Here is a 15,501-nt window from a genome sequence, read left to right on the forward strand (position 1 = left end):
GATCCATCGACAGGTGACAACTGCCATTCCCCGACCAGTTCCCGGTGGGCTTCATTCTCGCTTAGGAGTGCGGGAAGTGTCGAAACGCTAAAGTTGCCCGCTACGTACAGCGCTTCGAGCCTGATTATAACGGTGAGCGTCTCGTTGATCCGCAACACAAGTCATGTTCTGCTCTTCGCGCTGCTTTGGGCTGTCTCAGCATGCGGAGGAGGTCTTAGCGGAATTCCGTCAATCGCCACCTGCCGTCGAACGCGCAATCTCCCATGAGTACTAAGGACGCTGGGAGATTTTTGATGCGTTTTCGGAACAAGACAGTGGTGGTGACGGGTGGCGGCTCAGGTATTGGCGAGGCGGCGGTGCGCCGTTTCGCGGCTGAAGGTGCCCGGGTGGTGGTCGCCGATATCCGGCCCGAGGCGATGGAGCGGGTGCTTGCTGCGATCGGCCCGCAGCGTCACCTCGGCCTTGTCGTCGACATGGAGGACATGGCCGCGATCGAGCGCATGATCGCCGTTACGCTCACGCGGTTCAGGCGGCTCGACGTGCTGGTAAACAACGCCGGGATGGGCTCGTTCGGGCGCGTGACCGAGATCGACATGGACCACTGGCGGCAAGTGCAGCGGGTGGACGTGGAATCGGTGTTCTGGGCCAGCCGCCTGGCGATCCCGCATCTGGAGAAAGTCGGCGGATCGATCGTCAACGTCGCCTCGGCCTCGGGCATGGCGGCGGATTACGGGTTCGCGGCCTATAATGCAGCCAAGGCCGCCGTTCTCAATCTTACGCGCGCGATGGCGATCGACCATGCGCCCGCGATCCGCGTCAACGCCGTCAGCCCCGGCCTCACCGCGACCCCGCTTGCCACCGGACTGACCGGCAATGCCGAAATGATGGCCGCCTACGAGCCGGTGCTGGCGATGGGCCGCCCGGCCGATCCGGGCGAAGTGGCTGCGGCAATTGTCTTCCTCGCCTCGGCCGATGCGTCCTATGTCAACGGCCACAATCTCGTCGTCGACGGAGGCATGACCGCACACACGGGGCAACCCAACTTCACCAGGCTGCTTGGCGAAAACAGCCATCTGGTCGAGGCGGAAAGCGCCGTGAAGCGCTGACGGATTTCCGTCCATCGCCTCCGCCGCAAGGCGGAGGCACAAGGCTAAACAAGTCAAAAAACACTCAGGAGGGGATTTATGAAACGAGTCTATCGTTGCTCTGCGGCCGTGCTCGCGCTGGTCGTTCCGGTCTTGGCGCATGCCCAGACTTCTCCGACGCCCGCTTCAGCGCCGGAAGCCGAGCAGGCCGGCATTGCCGATATCGTCGTTACCGCCAACCGCCGCAGCGAGCGGTTGCAAGACGTCGGCGCCTCGATCAGCGCCATCTCGGGCGATGAACTGAAGTCGCTCGGCGTCAACACCGCGCTCGACGTGGCGAACTTCACGCCCAACATCGAAATCATCCGCAGCTATGCCTCGCCGGGTTTCAACACCCAGATCACCATCCGCGGCGTCGGCCAGCCCGATTTCCAAGACACCACCGAGGCGACCGCAACCGCCTACGTCGACGAATTCTACATGATCGGCGCCGGGCAGGCGGACTTCCTGAGCTTCGACATCGCCCGCACCGAAGTCGCGCGTGGGCCACAGGGCACGGTGCAGGGGCGCAACGCCACGGCGGGCAGTATCAACTACTACACCAACCGGCCCAACTTCGACGGCACTTCGGGCCGGGTTTCCGCCACTATCGCGCAGTACGGCACCTTCCGCAGCGACGGCTATCTGAACCTGCCAGTCAGCAACACGCTGGCGCTGCGCGGCGCGTTTTCCACCGACACCAGCAACGGCTACTTGCGCAACATCAATCCCAATTCGAACTGGCGCAAGGGCGCGGCGGGCAAGTTTTACGCCGGGCGTCTCCAGGCGCTGTACCAGCCCAATGATCGGCTCTCGCTGTTGCTCAAGGCGGAACTGGGCAGGATGGGGCCGGTGGCGGGCGGCAATGAAAAGGCCTATCCGGTCGGCCAGATCGCCGGACTGCCGGGTACGTATCCAATCGCGACCGACGCCTATGGGCAGAACCAGCAGAACATCGGCGCGGGCGCGACCGACGTGACCAATTCGGACGGAGGCAACGAACTGCAAAGCAAGATGCAGCACTATCTTGCCACGCTGAACTACGATGAGGGCGACGGGCTTAGCTTCACCGCGCTGGGCGGCTGGTTGCAGACGAAAAAGTACAGCATCGAGGACTGCGACCACACGCCGCTGCCGATCTGCAACTTTTCCAACAAGGCGCGTTCACGCCACTGGATGACCGAAGGGCGCGTCAACTGGGACCGTGACGCGCTACGCCTGACGGTGGGGGCGAACTACCTGCGCCATTCCATCGTAACCACCTCCGCCTCGCCGCTGTTCTTCGGGGCAAGCGTTACTCCCTTCGGCGACACGCTTTACGGTCAGGCCTTCCGTGACCAGCAGACGCTGAAAAGCTGGGCGCTTTTCGGGCAGGCGGAATACGACCTTACCAGTCAGCTGACGGTGATCGCGGGCGTGCGTTATACGCATGACGACAAGGTGCTAAACAGCATCAACGCGGTGACCAACAGCCTGCCGCTGGACACGCCGCTGCCGATGTCGATCGAGGCGTATGAAGCGCTTCGGCGCCAAATCTTCGCATCACCCGATGCCAGCTTCACCGAGCTTTCGGTGGCCGCCAACGGCGATCTGGCGCACTTCCGCAAGGGTTTAGTCAACGCCAACGTGCAGTTGAACTACAAGCTGGTGGACGATGTGCTGCTCTATGCCAGCTACAAGCGCGGGCAGAAGAGCGGCGGCTTCATCACCGGCAACGTGGCGGGCACCGCGCCAGAGCTGCGCCCGTTTAAGGAAGAGACGAACAACGCCTTCGAACTGGGCTGGAAGGCGGACCTGATGGGCCGCCAACTGCGCGTCAACGGCGCGGTGTTCTACTATGACTACCGGAATATGCAGAACACCAGCCTGATCGGCATCACCAACGTCATCACCAACAACGACGCCAAAGTCTGGGGCGGCGAGATCGAACTGACCGTAAATCCGATGGGCGGCCTCAGCATTTCGGCCTCGGGCGGCTATGTGCATACGAAGGTGGATGGGATCTACAACCCGACCGGCGCCGTGGCGGTGCTTTCCGACAACCGCCTGCCGCTCGCCCCGCGCCTGACCGGGAACATCCGCGCGCGGTACGAGTGGGACCAGTTTGACGGCAAGCTGTTCGTGCAGGGCGCGGCGCGGGCGCGGACCTGGATGTTCCGCGACAGCCTGAACAACCCCTCGACCAAAATCCCGGGGCTGTTCGTCGCCGATGCGCAGGCGGGTTACACATCCGGCGATGGCGGCTGGTCGCTGAGCCTTTACGTGAATAACGTGTTCAATACGCGCAGGGCGATCAACCTGTTCGACATCTCGACGGTCGGCAATGGCGGCGAGGTGGTCTACCAAATGCCGCGTTGGTTCGGCGGGACGGCGACGGTCAACTTCTGATACGGAAAGGGCGGCCGGCGAGCCGCCCTTTTGATTGCAGGATCGGGATCCTCTACCGCCGCATCAGTGCCACCAGCGACGAACGGTTGTGGATCGACAGCTTGGCGTAGATGCGCCGCAGGTGGTTCTCCACGGTATACTCCGAAAGCCCGGTGATGAAGGCGATTTCCTTGTTCAGCTTGCCCTCGCACACGAGGTCGGTCACTTCCTGCTCGCGTTTGGAGAGCGGGGTGGCGCTCGCCGCGTCGGTGCGGCGGAAATAGCTGCTGCGGAAGGTGCTGAGGCCGTTGGCGCGGTCCAGCAGGTCGCGCAACATGTGGCTCGCCACCATGTCCTGAAGGCGCGGGGCAAGCTGATCCAGCTGCGCCATCGGCACCGAACCGCGATGCTTGGTCGCACGCTTGCGGTGGAAGCCGATCGTCGAATAGACCCCGGCATCAGCCGCCGGGTCGAGGCGCCGACAACGTCGATGCCGTAGTGGTACATGAACTGCCAGTACCGCCCGGATACTTGCGCGATGTTCCCGACCCGCATGTCCGATCCCGCCAGCACGCCATCGTCGTCCACCCGGTCCGGGCGTTCCTGAAGGCGCGGGTCGGTGAAGGGATCGTCGTGGAACACTGCATTGCTGTGATAGATGTGCTTCACCTCTTCCGAGATGCCGGTGTGGTAGAGGTAGGACAGCTGCGGCTTGTCTCCCATCCGGTCGCACAGGAATATTGATGCGCTGTCCAGCGCGCATGCCTTCACCACGTGCTGCGTGAATTCGCAAATATCGCCTGAAAGCCTGGCTTCCATCTCCACGTCGCTCTCCCAGTTCGGTTCCGGTTGTTCGGATACCTGCATGCCGTCTGCACATTGCGGCGCGGCCTGGGCGGCGCAGCTTGGGCAGTGTCTTCCATATAGGGAGAACGGCAGGGTTATGAAATAACGGGTTTCCGTCAATCCCCTCCGCGCGCCGCACCGCCTAGTCTCCTCCCACACAACGATGAAATGAGGATTCGAGGATGGCGAACGTGCGGGCAAGCAAAGTCGACGGCGGAGCGCTGGTGGCCCGAACGCTGAAGGAGGCGGGCGTCTCCACGGTCTTCGCGCTGCATGGCGGGCACCTGGACGCGGCCTTCAAGGGCTTTCTCGACGAGGACATCGAGCTGGTCGATGCGCGCCACGAGGCCTGCTCGGGCCACGCGGCCGAAGGCTGGGCGCGGGTGACCGGGGAGCTTGGCGCGTGCATGATAACTGCCGGGCCGGGCTTCACCAACGCGCTGACCTGTATGGCCAACGCGCGGCTGGACGGGACGCCGGTGCTGTTCATGGCAGGCGCGCCGCCGCTGCGCGAAGAGGCGCTCAACGTGCTGCAGGGCGGCGTCGACCAGATCGCGATGGCGACCCCGGTGGTCAAGCACGCGATTCGTATCACCGATCCCGATCGCATCCCCGATCTTCTGGCCAATGCGATCACCATTGCCCGCAATGGTCGTCCCGGCCCTGTCTTCGTGGAACTGCCGATCGACGTGATGGCGCGACCCGGCCGCATGCCATCCCCGGTACCACGTCCGGTCGAGCCGGTCGGCACCGCGCCGCTGCCTGCGCAAGTGGACGAGATCGTCGCGCTGCTGCGCAAGGCGAAGCGTCCGGTCGCGATCTTCGGCAGCCTGGCGCGCTATCAGGCAAGCGGAGAGCAGGTGCGCCGCTTCGTCGATGCGCTGGGTATTCCCGCCGTGTTCAGCAGCCGCGCGCTTGGCCTCCTGGACCCCGCGCATCCCGGCTATGCCCATGATCCCAGCGCCATCGCCGTGGCCACCGCACAGGGCGAACCGGCGGACCTGATCCTGATGATGGGCTCGCGCTTCGGGTTGTTCCTGGGCGGACGGACCCGCGTTTTCTTCCCCGAGGACGCGCCGATCGTGCAGGTCCATGCCGATGCCGCCGAGTTCGGCCGCATCCACCAGCCTGCCGTCGCCACCACGGCATCGGTCGGCGCCGTGCTTGATGCCGTGACTGCGGCCTGGACCGATGGCCCCTCCCGCTTCGAAAGCTGGCAGGGCACCATGTGCAAGGCCGCCGCCGCCGTTGGACAGGAGTTCACGCCCGAAACGCACTCGGGCCAGATCAATCCCTATTTCGCTGCGAAGGCCTCCGTCGAAGGTTCGCCCGAGGGCACCACTTACGTGCTCGAAGGCGGCGAGGCGGGGTTGTGGGCGGGTTATCACGCGCGGGTTTCCCACCCCGGCGGGGTGCTGACGTTCGGCCAGCTGGGGGCGCTTGGCGTTGGGTTCGGGCTCGCCATCGGCGCGGCCTATGCGCGGCCCGGCAAGCCGGTGGTGCAGATATCGGGAGACGGCGCGATCGGCTTCCACCTTCAGGAATTCGAGACGATGGTGCGCCAGAAGCTGCCGATCGTCACCGTGGTCCTCAACAACTCGTGCTGGGGCCAGTCGCTTCACGGCCAGCAGATCCTGTACGGCGAGAACTACAGCTGCATCTCGGTGCTGGGCGATATCCGCTACCATGAGATCGCGCAGGGCTTCGGCTGCTATGGCGAACGGGTGACGACGCTGGAGGAGATCGGCCCGGCCATCGCGCGCGCCTTCGCCTCGGGCAAGCCAGGGTGCATCGACGTGACGGTTGCCGCCGAAGTCGTCCTGCCGATGACCGCCGCGATGCTGGGCGAGGCGCGTGACGACGAGGTGATGGTGCCGTATTACGAGAACATCCAGCTGTGAAGGCGATGGTGCTCCATCGCGGGGCGATGACGCTGGAGGACGTGCCCGAGCCCGAACCGGCCAAGGGGCAAGTCCTCGTCGCTCCGCTTGCCTGCGGGGTTTGCGGCAGCGACCTGCATGCGCGCGATCATGCCGATCACTTATGCGCACTGCTTCACCGGGCAGGCTTTCGCGGCTTCATGGACCCTGCGCGGCCGGTGGTTATGGGGCACGAGTTCTGCGCAGAGCTGCTCGAATCAGCGTCGGGCTTGCCGGCAGGCGCGCGGGTAGTGGCGCAGCCGTTCCTGGTCGATGACGGCGGGCTGACGTTGATCGGCTATTCCAACCGCTACAACGGCGCCTTCGCGGAACGGATGCTGTTGCAAGCCGACGCGCTGCTGGCCGTGCCGGACAATGTGGATACGGATGTAGCAGCGATGACCGAGCCGCTGGCGGTGGCGGTCCATGCGGTGAACCAGTCGGGCGCCGACGGGACTTGCGCCTTTGCCGTCCACGGCTGCGGGCCGGTGGGTCTGTTCATCATCGCCCGGCTCAAGGCGCTGCGCCTTGGCCCGGTGCTGGCGGTGGAGCCCAACCCCGCTCGCCGCGCCATGGCCGAGCGTATGGGAGCCGATCAGGTCATCGCTCCCAATCCCGCTGCGGGCGCGGCATGGTGGCGGGAGAGCGACTTGCACATCGGTCTGTCCGATACGATGGCGGCGGCGTCGGGGGCAAGCGCGCGGTGTTGTTCGAGTGCGTGGGCAAGCCCGGCATGCTTGCCGCGCTTGCAGAACATGCGCCCGTTGCCGCGACGATCGTGGTTGCGGGCGTGTGCATGGAGCCCGATGCCATCGAACCCTCGCTGCTGATCCAGAAGTCGATCCAGCTGCGTTTCGTCTTTGCCTACACCCCCGCTGAGTTCGCCCAGGCATTTGCGATGATCTGCGCCCGGCCCGACGCCCTGGCACCGCTGGTCACCGGCGAGACGACGTTGGCGCAGGCCGGACTGGCATTTGCATCACTTGCCGGTGGCGGCGACCAGATCAAGATGATGGTCAAGGCAACCTGAAGGAACAGAAGGAGAGGACCATGTACGAAGCCCTGCAATTCTATATCAATGGCCGCTGGGTCGCCCCATCGACCGATACCGTGATCGACGTGGTGAACCCCGCTGACGCGGGTGTCTCGGGCACGGTGGCGCTGGGCGGCGCGGCCGATGTCGATGCCGCCGTCAGCGCCGCGCGCCGCGCGTTCGACAGCTTTTCCCGAACCAGTGTGCGCGAGCGCGCCGAACTGCTCGACGCGGTAATTGCCGCTTACCAGCGCCGGGCCGAGGATCTGGCGAAAGCCATCACCGCCGAAATGGGAGCGCCCAACTGGCTGGCCAGCGCCGCGCAGGTGCCGATCGGTATCGGCCACCTAACGATCGCGCGGCAGATGCTGGACGGCTACGCCTTCCAGGAAAGCACCGGCACGACGCTGCTGGTTAAGGAGCCGGTCGGCGTCTGCGGCTTCATCACGCCATGGAACTGGCCGCTCAACCAGATCGCCTGCAAGGTCGCCCCGGCGCTGGCGGTGGGCTGTACGATGGTGCTCAAGCCTTCTGAAGTCGCGCCGTTTTCCGGCCATATCTTCGCCGAGATCATGGCCGAGGCGGGCGTGCCGGCAGGTGTGTTCAACCTTATCCACGGTGACGGGCCGGGCGTGGGCGCGGCGCTTTCCGCGCATCCGCAGGTGGACATGATGTCGTTCACCGGCTCCACTCGCGCCGGGGTGGAAGTGGCCCGCGCGGCGGCCCCCACCGTCAAGCGTGTGCATCAGGAACTGGGCGGAAAGTCGGCCAACATCGTCCTGCCCTCGGCCGATCTGAAGGCGGCGGTTGCGGGCGGCGTGGCGGCGATGATGGTCAACAGCGGCCAGTCCTGCAACGCGCCCTCGCGCATGCTGGTCCCGCACGCGCGCATGGAGGAAGCCAAGGCGATCGCCGCGCAAGCCGCCTCCGAACAGACCGTGGGCACGCCTGACAGCAACGCTAAGCTCGGCCCCGTGGTCAGCGAAGTGCAGTGGAACAAGATCCAGCGCCTGATCGAACAGGGCAGCGCCGAAGGCGCGACACTGGTGGCGGGCGGTCCGGGCCGCCCCGAAGGGCTGGGTAACGGCTACTACGTCAAGCCGACCGTGTTCGCTGATGTCACCAACGACATGACCATCGCTCGCGAGGAAATCTTCGGCCCTGTTCTCACCATCCTCGGCTACGATGACGAAGAACAGGCGATCGCCATCGCCAACGACACTGAATACGGCCTTGCCGCTTACGTGCAGGGGCCGCAAGCGGAGGCGCAGGCTATCGCCGCGCGGTTGCGGGCGGGGCAGGTGTCCCTGAACTACGCCGAACTGGACCTGACCGCGCCGTTCGGCGGTTACAAGCAGTCGGGCAACGGCCGTGAATGGGGCGCGCATGCCTTCGGGGAATTTCTTGAGGTCAAGGCGGTTATGGGAACGGCGCCCGCCGATGCCTGAACCCTCTATCCTCGCCCTGCTCGATGCCGCGCTCGCCGCGGATGCAGAGGCGACTGCGGTCATCTATCGCGGCGTGCACCGCAGCTTCTGCTGGCTGGATCGACGCAGCAACGGCTTCGCGGCGGCCTTGGTCGCCGCGGGCCTCGTGCCGGGCGAGCGGATGCTGCTGTGCCTCCAGAACGTGCCGGAGTTCCTGGTCGCACTGCTCGGCGCAGCCAAAGCGGGGGTGGTGACGGTGCCGGTCAATCCGATGTACCGCCGCCCCGAGATCGAGCGCATCGTTGCCGATTGCGAACCGGCGGCGGTCGTTTGCGAACTTGCGCATGCCGATGCGTTCGACACGTCGGTGCGCTTTACCGTAGGCGACGGCGGCAGCTTCCCGCAGACAGAGATCACCGAGCGCCCCGTGAAGGGCCCTGCCGATCCGCTGATGCTCGTCTACACCTCGGGCACCACCGGCAGGCCCAAGGGGCAGTCATCAGCCACGCCAACCTGCTGGCGGGTGCGGAGTTCTACCGCAGCCAGGCCGACCTTCAGGCGGGCGAGCCGATCCTCGCAGCCGCGCCGCTGTTTCACGTTACAGGCCTCAGCGGCCACATCGGCGCGGCACTGGCCGCAGGGGCGCCGCTGATCCTCTCCTACCGCTTCCAGGCCGATGAGATGCTCGACCTTATCGAGCGTGAGCGTCCGGTGTTCTGCGTCGCCGCCATAACCGCGCTCGGCGCGCTGATCGATGCACCTACCTTCAACCCGGCGCGCGTCACAAGTCTGCGCACCGTGTTCTCCGGCGGTGCGCCTGTTGCGCCAGCGATGCGCGATCGCTTCCGCATGGCGACCGGCCTTACCTTGCGCAACGTCTATGGCCTGACCGAAACGGTCGCCCCGGTCATCGCCTGCCCATCCGCGCCCGATGCGCCGGTCGATCCGGCCACGGGCGCGCTGGCGGTGGGCAGAGCGGTGCGTGGCGTCACCGTCGCGGTGATCGGCGAGGAGGGCGCGGTCTGCCCAGTCGGCGAGGCGGGTGAGATCGTCGTCACTGGCCCCAGCGTCGTCAGCGCCTACTGGCGTAGCCCCCAGGCCACGCAAGAGGCCATGGGCGCGCTGGGCTTTCGCACCGGCGACATAGGCGTACGCGACGCTGACGGCTGGATCTACCTGATCGACCGCAAGAAAGATATGATCGTCGCCTCCGGCTTCAAGGTCTGGCCGCGCGAGGTGGAGGACACGCTCTACCAGCACCCCGCCGTGCGTGAAGCTGCCGTCGTCGGCGTGCCGGACAGCTACCGTGGTGAGACGGTCAAGGCGGTGGTGGTCCTTAGCGCTGGCGCTGCCTTGAGTGCTGACGATCTTGAGCAATTCTGTCGAAAACGGCTCGCAGCCTACAAAGTGCCTCGGATCATCGAGTTTCGCGACGGCCTGCCGAAGACAGCCACGGGCAAGATACTGCGCCGCGAATTGCGGAGCTGATTATTCCTCCGAGGTTTGCAACTGCGCGCAGACCTTTGGCATCCGCTCCGCTTCGCGCGGGCGTCAGTTCAATGGCAAGCGGTTCGTGGCAATTGTCCAAAAGGGGGCTGATTACGGAGTGAGTTATCCCGGGATTTGGCTAGGTCGTGCCGGTGGCGGACCGTCTGTTTTTAGGATGCTGCCGGATTAGTGACTATGGCCTCTAAGGGCGCGTAGTTGTCAGGCGCGACTGCGACGAGCGGGACAGTTTCGCCCGAGCGGCTCAGCTGTTGGCCGAGAGGCGATCGAGATAGGCGCAGAACATATCCGCGACCGCATCGGCATACACCTCGCTCCGCTCCAACAGATGGCGCTCCTCCGATATGCGCTTACCCGTTTCCGACATGGTCATCTTAATGGTCTCCATCGCGACCTCACGGCGATCCACAGCCAAGTCAGGGAGCACCTCCGCTATGAAGTCGCGCATGACCCCGGTCGCCCTTTCGCGGGGATCGTCTGCGAGCTCGGCATCGCGATAGTAAGGGGCGGCATCCGCAAGGGCGACGCGCATCTGCGCCTCCTCGCGCTCGGACCGGACAAAGGCGCGGACGAGATTGCGCATGCGCTCGAACGGTGGCTTCGATCGGTCCTCAAGGAGGCCGCAAAGCAACTCGACATTCTGCCGCCACTCGTCGGTCTGCAGGCGGAAGAGGATCGACGCCTTGTTCGGAAAATATTGGTAGAGCGAGCCCACGCTCACCCCCGCCCGCTCCGCGACTCGCGCCGTGGTGAACCGGTGTGCGCCCTGCTCGGCCAGAACGCGAGCGGCAGCTGTCAGAATGTCCTTGACCAGTTGGTTGGAGCGGGCCTGACGCGGCGCTTTGCGCGCACAAATCCCGGGTTTTTCACGGCCTGCCAAGGGTACATTCCCAAACGCGAATAACTAATGCGACGAATTAATCGTATTTTCGGGGTGGGCGCAAGATCGCCCAGACCCTCACGGAGAACAACATGACCACCCTGAATTCCGAGCCGGTCGCGCCCCTGCTCGACCGCCTCTTCACCGAGGCCGATGCGAGCCGGGCCGACATCCCCGCAGCCTTCGCCGGCATGACCGATGATCAGGCCCACGCCATGCTCGGAAGCCGGACCGAGTATCTCGACCTCTACACGCGGATGAAGGATCTACCCCTCCCTGTATCCCGCGAAGCCGGCTCCCTACTTTATATGCTAGCGCGCTTTGGCAACGCCCGCTCAATCGTTGAATTTGGCACCTCATTCGGCATCTCCACGCTGCATCTGGCAGCCGCAATCCGGGACAATGGCGGCGGTCGGGTCATCACCACCGAGTTCGAACCGTCGAAGATCGCGCGCGCCCGGAGTAATCTCGAGGCCGGGGGCCTGCTCGACCTTGTCGAAATCCGTGAGGGCGACGCTTTGATGACGCTTGGCCGCGATCTGCCTAAAAGCATTGATCTCGTTCTGCTCGATGGCGCCAAGGGTCTCTACAACGACGTCCTCGACCTGCTGGAGAGCCGTTTACGCCCCGGCGCCCTCCTCCTCGGCGACAATGCCGATATGTGCCCCGATTATCTGGAACGGGTTCGTGCTATCGGCAGCGGATATCTTTCGATCCCGTTCGCCGACGACGTCGAACTCTCTATGAAGATCGGCTGATCGACCAAAAAGAACTCCGAATTGGGCGATCGACCAAGCCGCTACCGGACAGATGAACTAGCGGCCGCTCTCAGCATCTGTGAAAGCGGCCAGGAACGGAAAAAATGGTCACTGAACAGACATCGTGCGACGCGTGCTCGGTTGGCCATTCCCCACCCAATACAGACTATGCAACTTATCCGCTTGCCCTAGCTCAATGGAAAAAGGACCGCACCGCCAGAAGGGATGGCGGTGCAGCCTTCGTCAGACCTGAACGGGCGGATCAGCCCAGCGCGATGGTGGTCTCATCAAAGAGCGAGATCCACGCTCATCCGCTCGGGGATTATCTTTTGTTCCCATGCCCACTGGATCGCCATTTCCAGGCCCTTGCGATTTGCCTCCATCCCCATGGGCGGGAACGGATCGGGCAGACCACCCTCGGTAAGGTCACGGCTTTCGCCAATCATGCGATAGAGTTCGCGGACCACGTCGGGGCGGTTAAGGGCGATGTCCTCATGCACCACGAACACGTGGTTGATCGGCACCACGCCTTCGCGCGCAAACCAGTCCTTCGCGGCATTGAAGGGATCGGAAACCAGCCTCTCGACGCGCGGGTCCTTGGGCAGGTCCACGCCCTGGAGCGTCGCGGCCAGTTCGCCGTCCAGCATCATCTGGCCGATATCCGAGCCCTTGGGCAGGCGCACGCAGTTGTCAGGGTCAGCATATTCGAGCAGGTGCCCCTCGCCCACCGTCATCCATGTCACCTTGTCGAGATCGACGCCGTATTCATGCTGGAGGATGCCGCGCACCCACAGGCCCGTGGTTTGCGCATAAGTGCGCACGCCGACCTGCTTGCCCTCGATGTCCTTGGGGTCGATGTGCCCGAGGTCACGGTTGAAGCCCGCGCAGTGGTGCTGGAACCGGCCCGAGACCGGCGCCGGCAGCATCACGTAAGGCTTACCGTACGTTCGCGCCTGAAGATAGGTCACGATCGCCAGTTCCCCGCAGTCGAAGGCGTCCTCGCGCAGCATCGGCTTGAAGCCGTTCTGCGCCAGCGGCGGCCCGCAGAAGTCGAGCTTGACGATGTCCGAGGACACCCGCCCGTCCTTGAGCGCCGCGGTCTGCGGATAGTCCTGCACGTTCGCGCGCAGGGTGAGCACGTCTGTAGTGGTCATGGGGCCTTGCATCCTTCCCGGATCAGTAGAGCTTGACTTCGATCAGGCAGGGGCCGTCCGTCTGCGCGGAACGGACCATCTCCTTGTGGAAATCCTCGGCGCTGGAAACCTGTACGCCGGGCACGCCCATCGACTTGGCCATCGCCACCCAGTCGATGGTAGGGCGGTCGATGTCGATCATCGCCATGGCCTGCGGGCCGGGGGTCACCCCTGCCCCCATGTTGGTGTATTCGGCCTTGAGGATGGCGTACTGGTTGTTGGCGAAGATGATCGTGGTGACCGGCAGGCCCTCGCGCGCCTGGGTCCACAGCGACTGGATCGTGTACATCGCGCTGCCGTCGCCGACCATGCAGAAGGTCCGCCGGTCGGGGCAGGCAAGCGCCGCGCCGGTGGCGACGGGGGTGCCATAGCCGATCGAACCGCCCATGTTGTTGATCAGGTCATGCGGGCGGGCGCCCATCGTCAGTCCCATGGTCTGGCGGCCGGTGGTGAGCGATTCATCGACGAGGATGGCGTTCTCTGGCAGCGCCGCCGAAAGGGCCTGGGCGATCGTCTCGGGCGTCAGCGCCCCGGACGGGGCCGAGGCTTCGATGCGCTCCTGCACAAAGCCCGGCGTGTCCCTGAGGCCCAGAGCCTCCACCAGCATTTCGAGGCCCAGCGCGCTGTCCTCGTCCACATCGACCAGCGGGTGGACCGTGGTGCCCGGCGCCTTGAGCAGGCTGGGCTGGTCGGGATAAGCGAAGAACGCCACTGGCTCACGCGTTTCGAGCGTGACGATGTGCTTGAAGTCCTTGAGGAACGCCTGTCCCAGCGGCACCGCATAAGGGATGCGCTCCAGGGGCGTGCGACCGGCGCCGCGCTCGATGCGGGCGGTGAAGAACTGCGAGCCGAGGCGGCAGCCGGTCCCGGCGGCGATCTTGCCGGCCAGTTCCAGCGCGCGGCCCCGCGTCGCCTTGTTGCCCAGGATCAGCAGCGTCGGCTCGCCCGAGCGCAGCACCTTGGCGACCTGCTCGACCCGCGCGGCATCGGGCGCGGAGCGGCGAGACGCGCCCTGAACCGGCACGCGGCCCTCGCCCGCATCCTTCCAGGCCGTGTCGCCGGGCAGGATCAGCGTGGCTATCTGGCCGGGGTGCTCGCTTGCCTTCGCGACGGCGCTGGCGGTGTCCCAGGCGATCGTGGCGGAGCTTTCGGCGCGGCGCACCCAGTGGCTGAGCGGGCGAGCCAGCCCCTCGATGTCCGAGGTGAGCGGCGGGTCGTACTTGAGGTGCGAGGCGGAATGTTCGCCGACGATGTTGACCATGCCCGAACTGGCGCGCTTGGCGTTGTGAATGTTCGACAGGCCGTTGGCGAGGCCGGGGCCCAGATGCAGCAGCGTCGAGGCCGGGGTGTCCTTCATGCGATACCAGCCGTCCGCCGCGCCGGTGCACACGCCTTCGTAGAGGCACAGCACGCTCTTCATCCGCGGATTGTCGAGCGCCGCCAGAAAGTGCATCTCGGACGTGCCGGGATTGGCGAAGCAGATGTCTACGCCATTGTCCACGAGCGTGTTGACGAGCGACTGCGCGCCGGTTCGGTTGGTATCGCTCATGTTCAATACCCCGCCAGTTCACGGCCCTGGCCGACCACGCCGTAACTGCGGCTGGGGGCGGACATCAGGAATTTGTAGCCCTCCGCGATTAGGCGCTCGACGTTCTTGGCATTGGTGTGGGGGTTGCCCACGACGACATTGTGCTTGTGGCAGGTCTCGACGATCTTCGACATCGCACCCATCACCTCTGGATGCTCGTACTGGCGCGCGTAACCCAGCGCCTGCGACAGGTCGCCCTCGCCGATCAGCACGAAGCCGATGCCCGGCACGTTGCCGAGGATATCGTCGAGGTTCTCGATCGCCTCGGGGCTTTCGCACATCATGCCGACCAGCAGTTCGCCGTGCGGCGCCAGCGGCCAGACATCGGCCCTGGCGTAGTATTCGGGCTGGCTGACGCCCCAGTAGCGCGCGGCGGTTGCCGGGCCGTCGCCGCGAATGCCCTTGGGCTCGTAGAGTGCGGCGCCGGTCGGCTTGGCATAGCGGGCCGAGGCGACCATGTTGTAGGCCTGCTCCACCGTCGAGACGTGCGGGGTGATGACGCCGTAGACGCCCCGGTCCAGCACCTGCTTGGCCTGGAACTGGTTCATCTCCGCCCCGTTCGCCGGGATGCGCGCAATCGGAGTGACCGAAGGCGCCACCGACCCGCTCTCGGCGATCTTCTTGCGGTTGAGCATGTATTGCAAGGCATCGCCCAGCCCCGCCACGTCGTAGGGGTTGTGCTCCATCTCGAACACCACGCCGTCATACGGCGCGTCGGTCATTTCCTGCGCGCTCAGCTTGTCCACCTTGGTGAAGCAGGTGAAGGCCGGCTTGCCGGATTCGAAGGCGCGGATGATGCCGTTGAGGCGCTGGTCGGTCATTATGTGGTCTTTCGTTCGGGAAGGACGGCCCGCCGCCTG

At 65.0% G+C, this 15,501-nt stretch carries 12 protein-coding genes and 2 pseudogenes; 9 read left to right on the forward strand and 5 right to left on the reverse strand.

Going from position 1 to position 15,501, the window contains the following annotated elements:
• The first annotated feature begins 293 nt into the window (after positions 1–293).
• Positions 294–1,106 (forward strand): meso-2,3-butanediol dehydrogenase, encoded by an 813-nt coding sequence (gene budC / locus KZO24_RS22050; RefSeq protein ID WP_271182246.1) that lies wholly within the window; start codon positions 294–296, stop codon positions 1,104–1,106.
• Positions 1,107–1,184: 78 nt separating this feature from the next.
• Entirely contained in the window at positions 1,185–3,512 is a 2,328-nt protein-coding gene (locus KZO24_RS22055; RefSeq protein ID WP_271182247.1) for a TonB-dependent receptor, read from the forward strand.
• Positions 3,513–3,564: 52 nt separating this feature from the next.
• On the opposite strand, the gene KZO24_RS22060 is transcribed toward KZO24_RS22055, so the two are convergent.
• Positions 3,565–3,882 carry a LuxR C-terminal-related transcriptional regulator gene (locus KZO24_RS22060; protein ID WP_486487716.1) on the reverse strand — a complete coding sequence of 106 codons (318 nt, stop codon included), beginning with the start codon at positions 3,880–3,882 and terminating at the stop codon, positions 3,565–3,567.
• Positions 3,883–4,519: 637 nt separating this feature from the next.
• Between KZO24_RS22060 and KZO24_RS22065 the strand changes: the two genes are divergently transcribed.
• From KZO24_RS22065 to KZO24_RS22090, 6 genes and pseudogenes are all read left to right on the forward strand, one after another.
• Positions 4,520–6,238, forward strand: coding sequence for a thiamine pyrophosphate-binding protein (locus KZO24_RS22065; RefSeq protein WP_486487221.1), 1,719 nt, complete (start codon positions 4,520–4,522; stop codon positions 6,236–6,238).
• A gap of 5 nt (positions 6,239–6,243) precedes the next feature.
• Positions 6,244–7,086, forward strand: a complete 843-nt coding sequence (locus KZO24_RS22070; protein WP_486487750.1) for an alcohol dehydrogenase catalytic domain-containing protein — start codon at positions 6,244–6,246, stop codon at positions 7,084–7,086.
• Positions 7,053–7,286, forward strand: a complete 234-nt coding sequence (locus tag KZO24_RS22075) for a hypothetical protein (protein ID WP_486487222.1) — start codon at positions 7,053–7,055, stop codon at positions 7,284–7,286. The genes KZO24_RS22070 and KZO24_RS22075 overlap by 34 nt, the downstream gene beginning before the upstream one ends.
• Positions 7,287–7,306: 20 nt before the next feature.
• Complete coding sequence (locus KZO24_RS22080; protein ID WP_271182250.1) at positions 7,307–8,737, forward strand: aldehyde dehydrogenase family protein; 1,431 nt, start codon at positions 7,307–7,309, stop codon at positions 8,735–8,737.
• Positions 8,730–9,742 (forward strand): annotated as a pseudogene (locus tag KZO24_RS22085) (class I adenylate-forming enzyme family protein); the annotation flags it as partial. The gene KZO24_RS22080 and the pseudogene KZO24_RS22085, both read left to right, overlap by 8 nt.
• A 171-nt stretch (positions 9,743–9,913) precedes the next feature.
• Positions 9,914–10,204, forward strand: coding sequence for an AMP-binding enzyme (locus KZO24_RS22090; protein ID WP_486487751.1), 291 nt, complete (start codon positions 9,914–9,916; stop codon positions 10,202–10,204).
• Between the two features lie 262 nt (positions 10,205–10,466).
• On the opposite strand, the gene KZO24_RS22095 is transcribed toward KZO24_RS22090, so the two are convergent.
• The gene (locus tag KZO24_RS22095) at positions 10,467–11,102 is read right to left on the reverse strand and encodes a TetR/AcrR family transcriptional regulator (RefSeq protein WP_271182252.1); all 636 of its coding nucleotides are present in this window, start codon (positions 11,100–11,102) and stop codon (positions 10,467–10,469) included.
• A gap of 92 nt (positions 11,103–11,194) precedes the next feature.
• Here KZO24_RS22095 and KZO24_RS22100 point away from each other — a divergent pair, with 92 nt between their 5' ends.
• The gene (locus tag KZO24_RS22100; protein ID WP_271182253.1) at positions 11,195–11,860 is read left to right on the forward strand and encodes an O-methyltransferase; all 666 of its coding nucleotides are present in this window, start codon (positions 11,195–11,197) and stop codon (positions 11,858–11,860) included.
• 262 nt (positions 11,861–12,122) lie between these two features.
• Here KZO24_RS22100 and KZO24_RS22105 read toward each other — a convergent pair.
• The 3 genes and pseudogenes from KZO24_RS22105 to KZO24_RS22115 form a co-directional block, all read right to left on the reverse strand.
• A pseudogene (locus KZO24_RS22105) lies at positions 12,123–13,014 on the reverse strand (type 2 periplasmic-binding domain-containing protein).
• A 22-nt stretch (positions 13,015–13,036) separates the two neighbouring features.
• Complete coding sequence (locus KZO24_RS22110; protein WP_271182255.1) at positions 13,037–14,602, reverse strand: acetolactate synthase large subunit; 1,566 nt, start codon at positions 14,600–14,602, stop codon at positions 13,037–13,039.
• A gap of 2 nt (positions 14,603–14,604) precedes the next feature.
• A complete protein-coding gene (locus KZO24_RS22115; protein WP_271182256.1) occupies positions 14,605–15,462 on the reverse strand; it encodes an HpcH/HpaI aldolase family protein in 858 nt (285 codons plus the stop codon).
• Positions 15,463–15,501: the final 39 nt, after the last annotated feature.

The organism is Novosphingobium sp. NFX11, from assembly GCF_057376415.1.

Bases quoted from the DNA above. Each gene is read 5' to 3' on its own strand.
- KZO24_RS22075 (WP_486487222.1), top strand. From the start codon at position 7,053: ATGGAGCCCGATGCCATCGAACCCTCGCTGCTGATCCAGAAGTCGATC.
- KZO24_RS22055 (WP_271182247.1), top strand. From the start codon at position 1,185: ATGAAACGAGTCTATCGTTGCTCTGCGGCCGTGCTCGCGCTGGTCGTT.
- KZO24_RS22080 (WP_271182250.1), top strand. From the start codon at position 7,307: ATGTACGAAGCCCTGCAATTCTATATCAATGGCCGCTGGGTCGCCCCA.
- KZO24_RS22110 (WP_271182255.1), bottom strand. From the start codon at position 14,602: ATGAGCGATACCAACCGAACCGGCGCGCAGTCGCTCGTCAACACGCTC.
- KZO24_RS22070 (WP_486487750.1), top strand. From the start codon at position 6,244: ATGGTGCTCCATCGCGGGGCGATGACGCTGGAGGACGTGCCCGAGCCC.
- KZO24_RS22115 (WP_271182256.1), bottom strand. From the start codon at position 15,462: ATGACCGACCAGCGCCTCAACGGCATCATCCGCGCCTTCGAATCCGGC.
- KZO24_RS22065 (WP_486487221.1), top strand. From the start codon at position 4,520: ATGGCGAACGTGCGGGCAAGCAAAGTCGACGGCGGAGCGCTGGTGGCC.
- KZO24_RS22090 (WP_486487751.1), top strand. From the start codon at position 9,914: ATGATCGTCGCCTCCGGCTTCAAGGTCTGGCCGCGCGAGGTGGAGGAC.
- KZO24_RS22060 (WP_486487716.1), bottom strand. From the start codon at position 3,882: ATGGCGCAGCTGGATCAGCTTGCCCCGCGCCTTCAGGACATGGTGGCG.
- KZO24_RS22100 (WP_271182253.1), top strand. From the start codon at position 11,195: ATGACCACCCTGAATTCCGAGCCGGTCGCGCCCCTGCTCGACCGCCTC.
- budC (WP_271182246.1), top strand. From the start codon at position 294: ATGCGTTTTCGGAACAAGACAGTGGTGGTGACGGGTGGCGGCTCAGGT.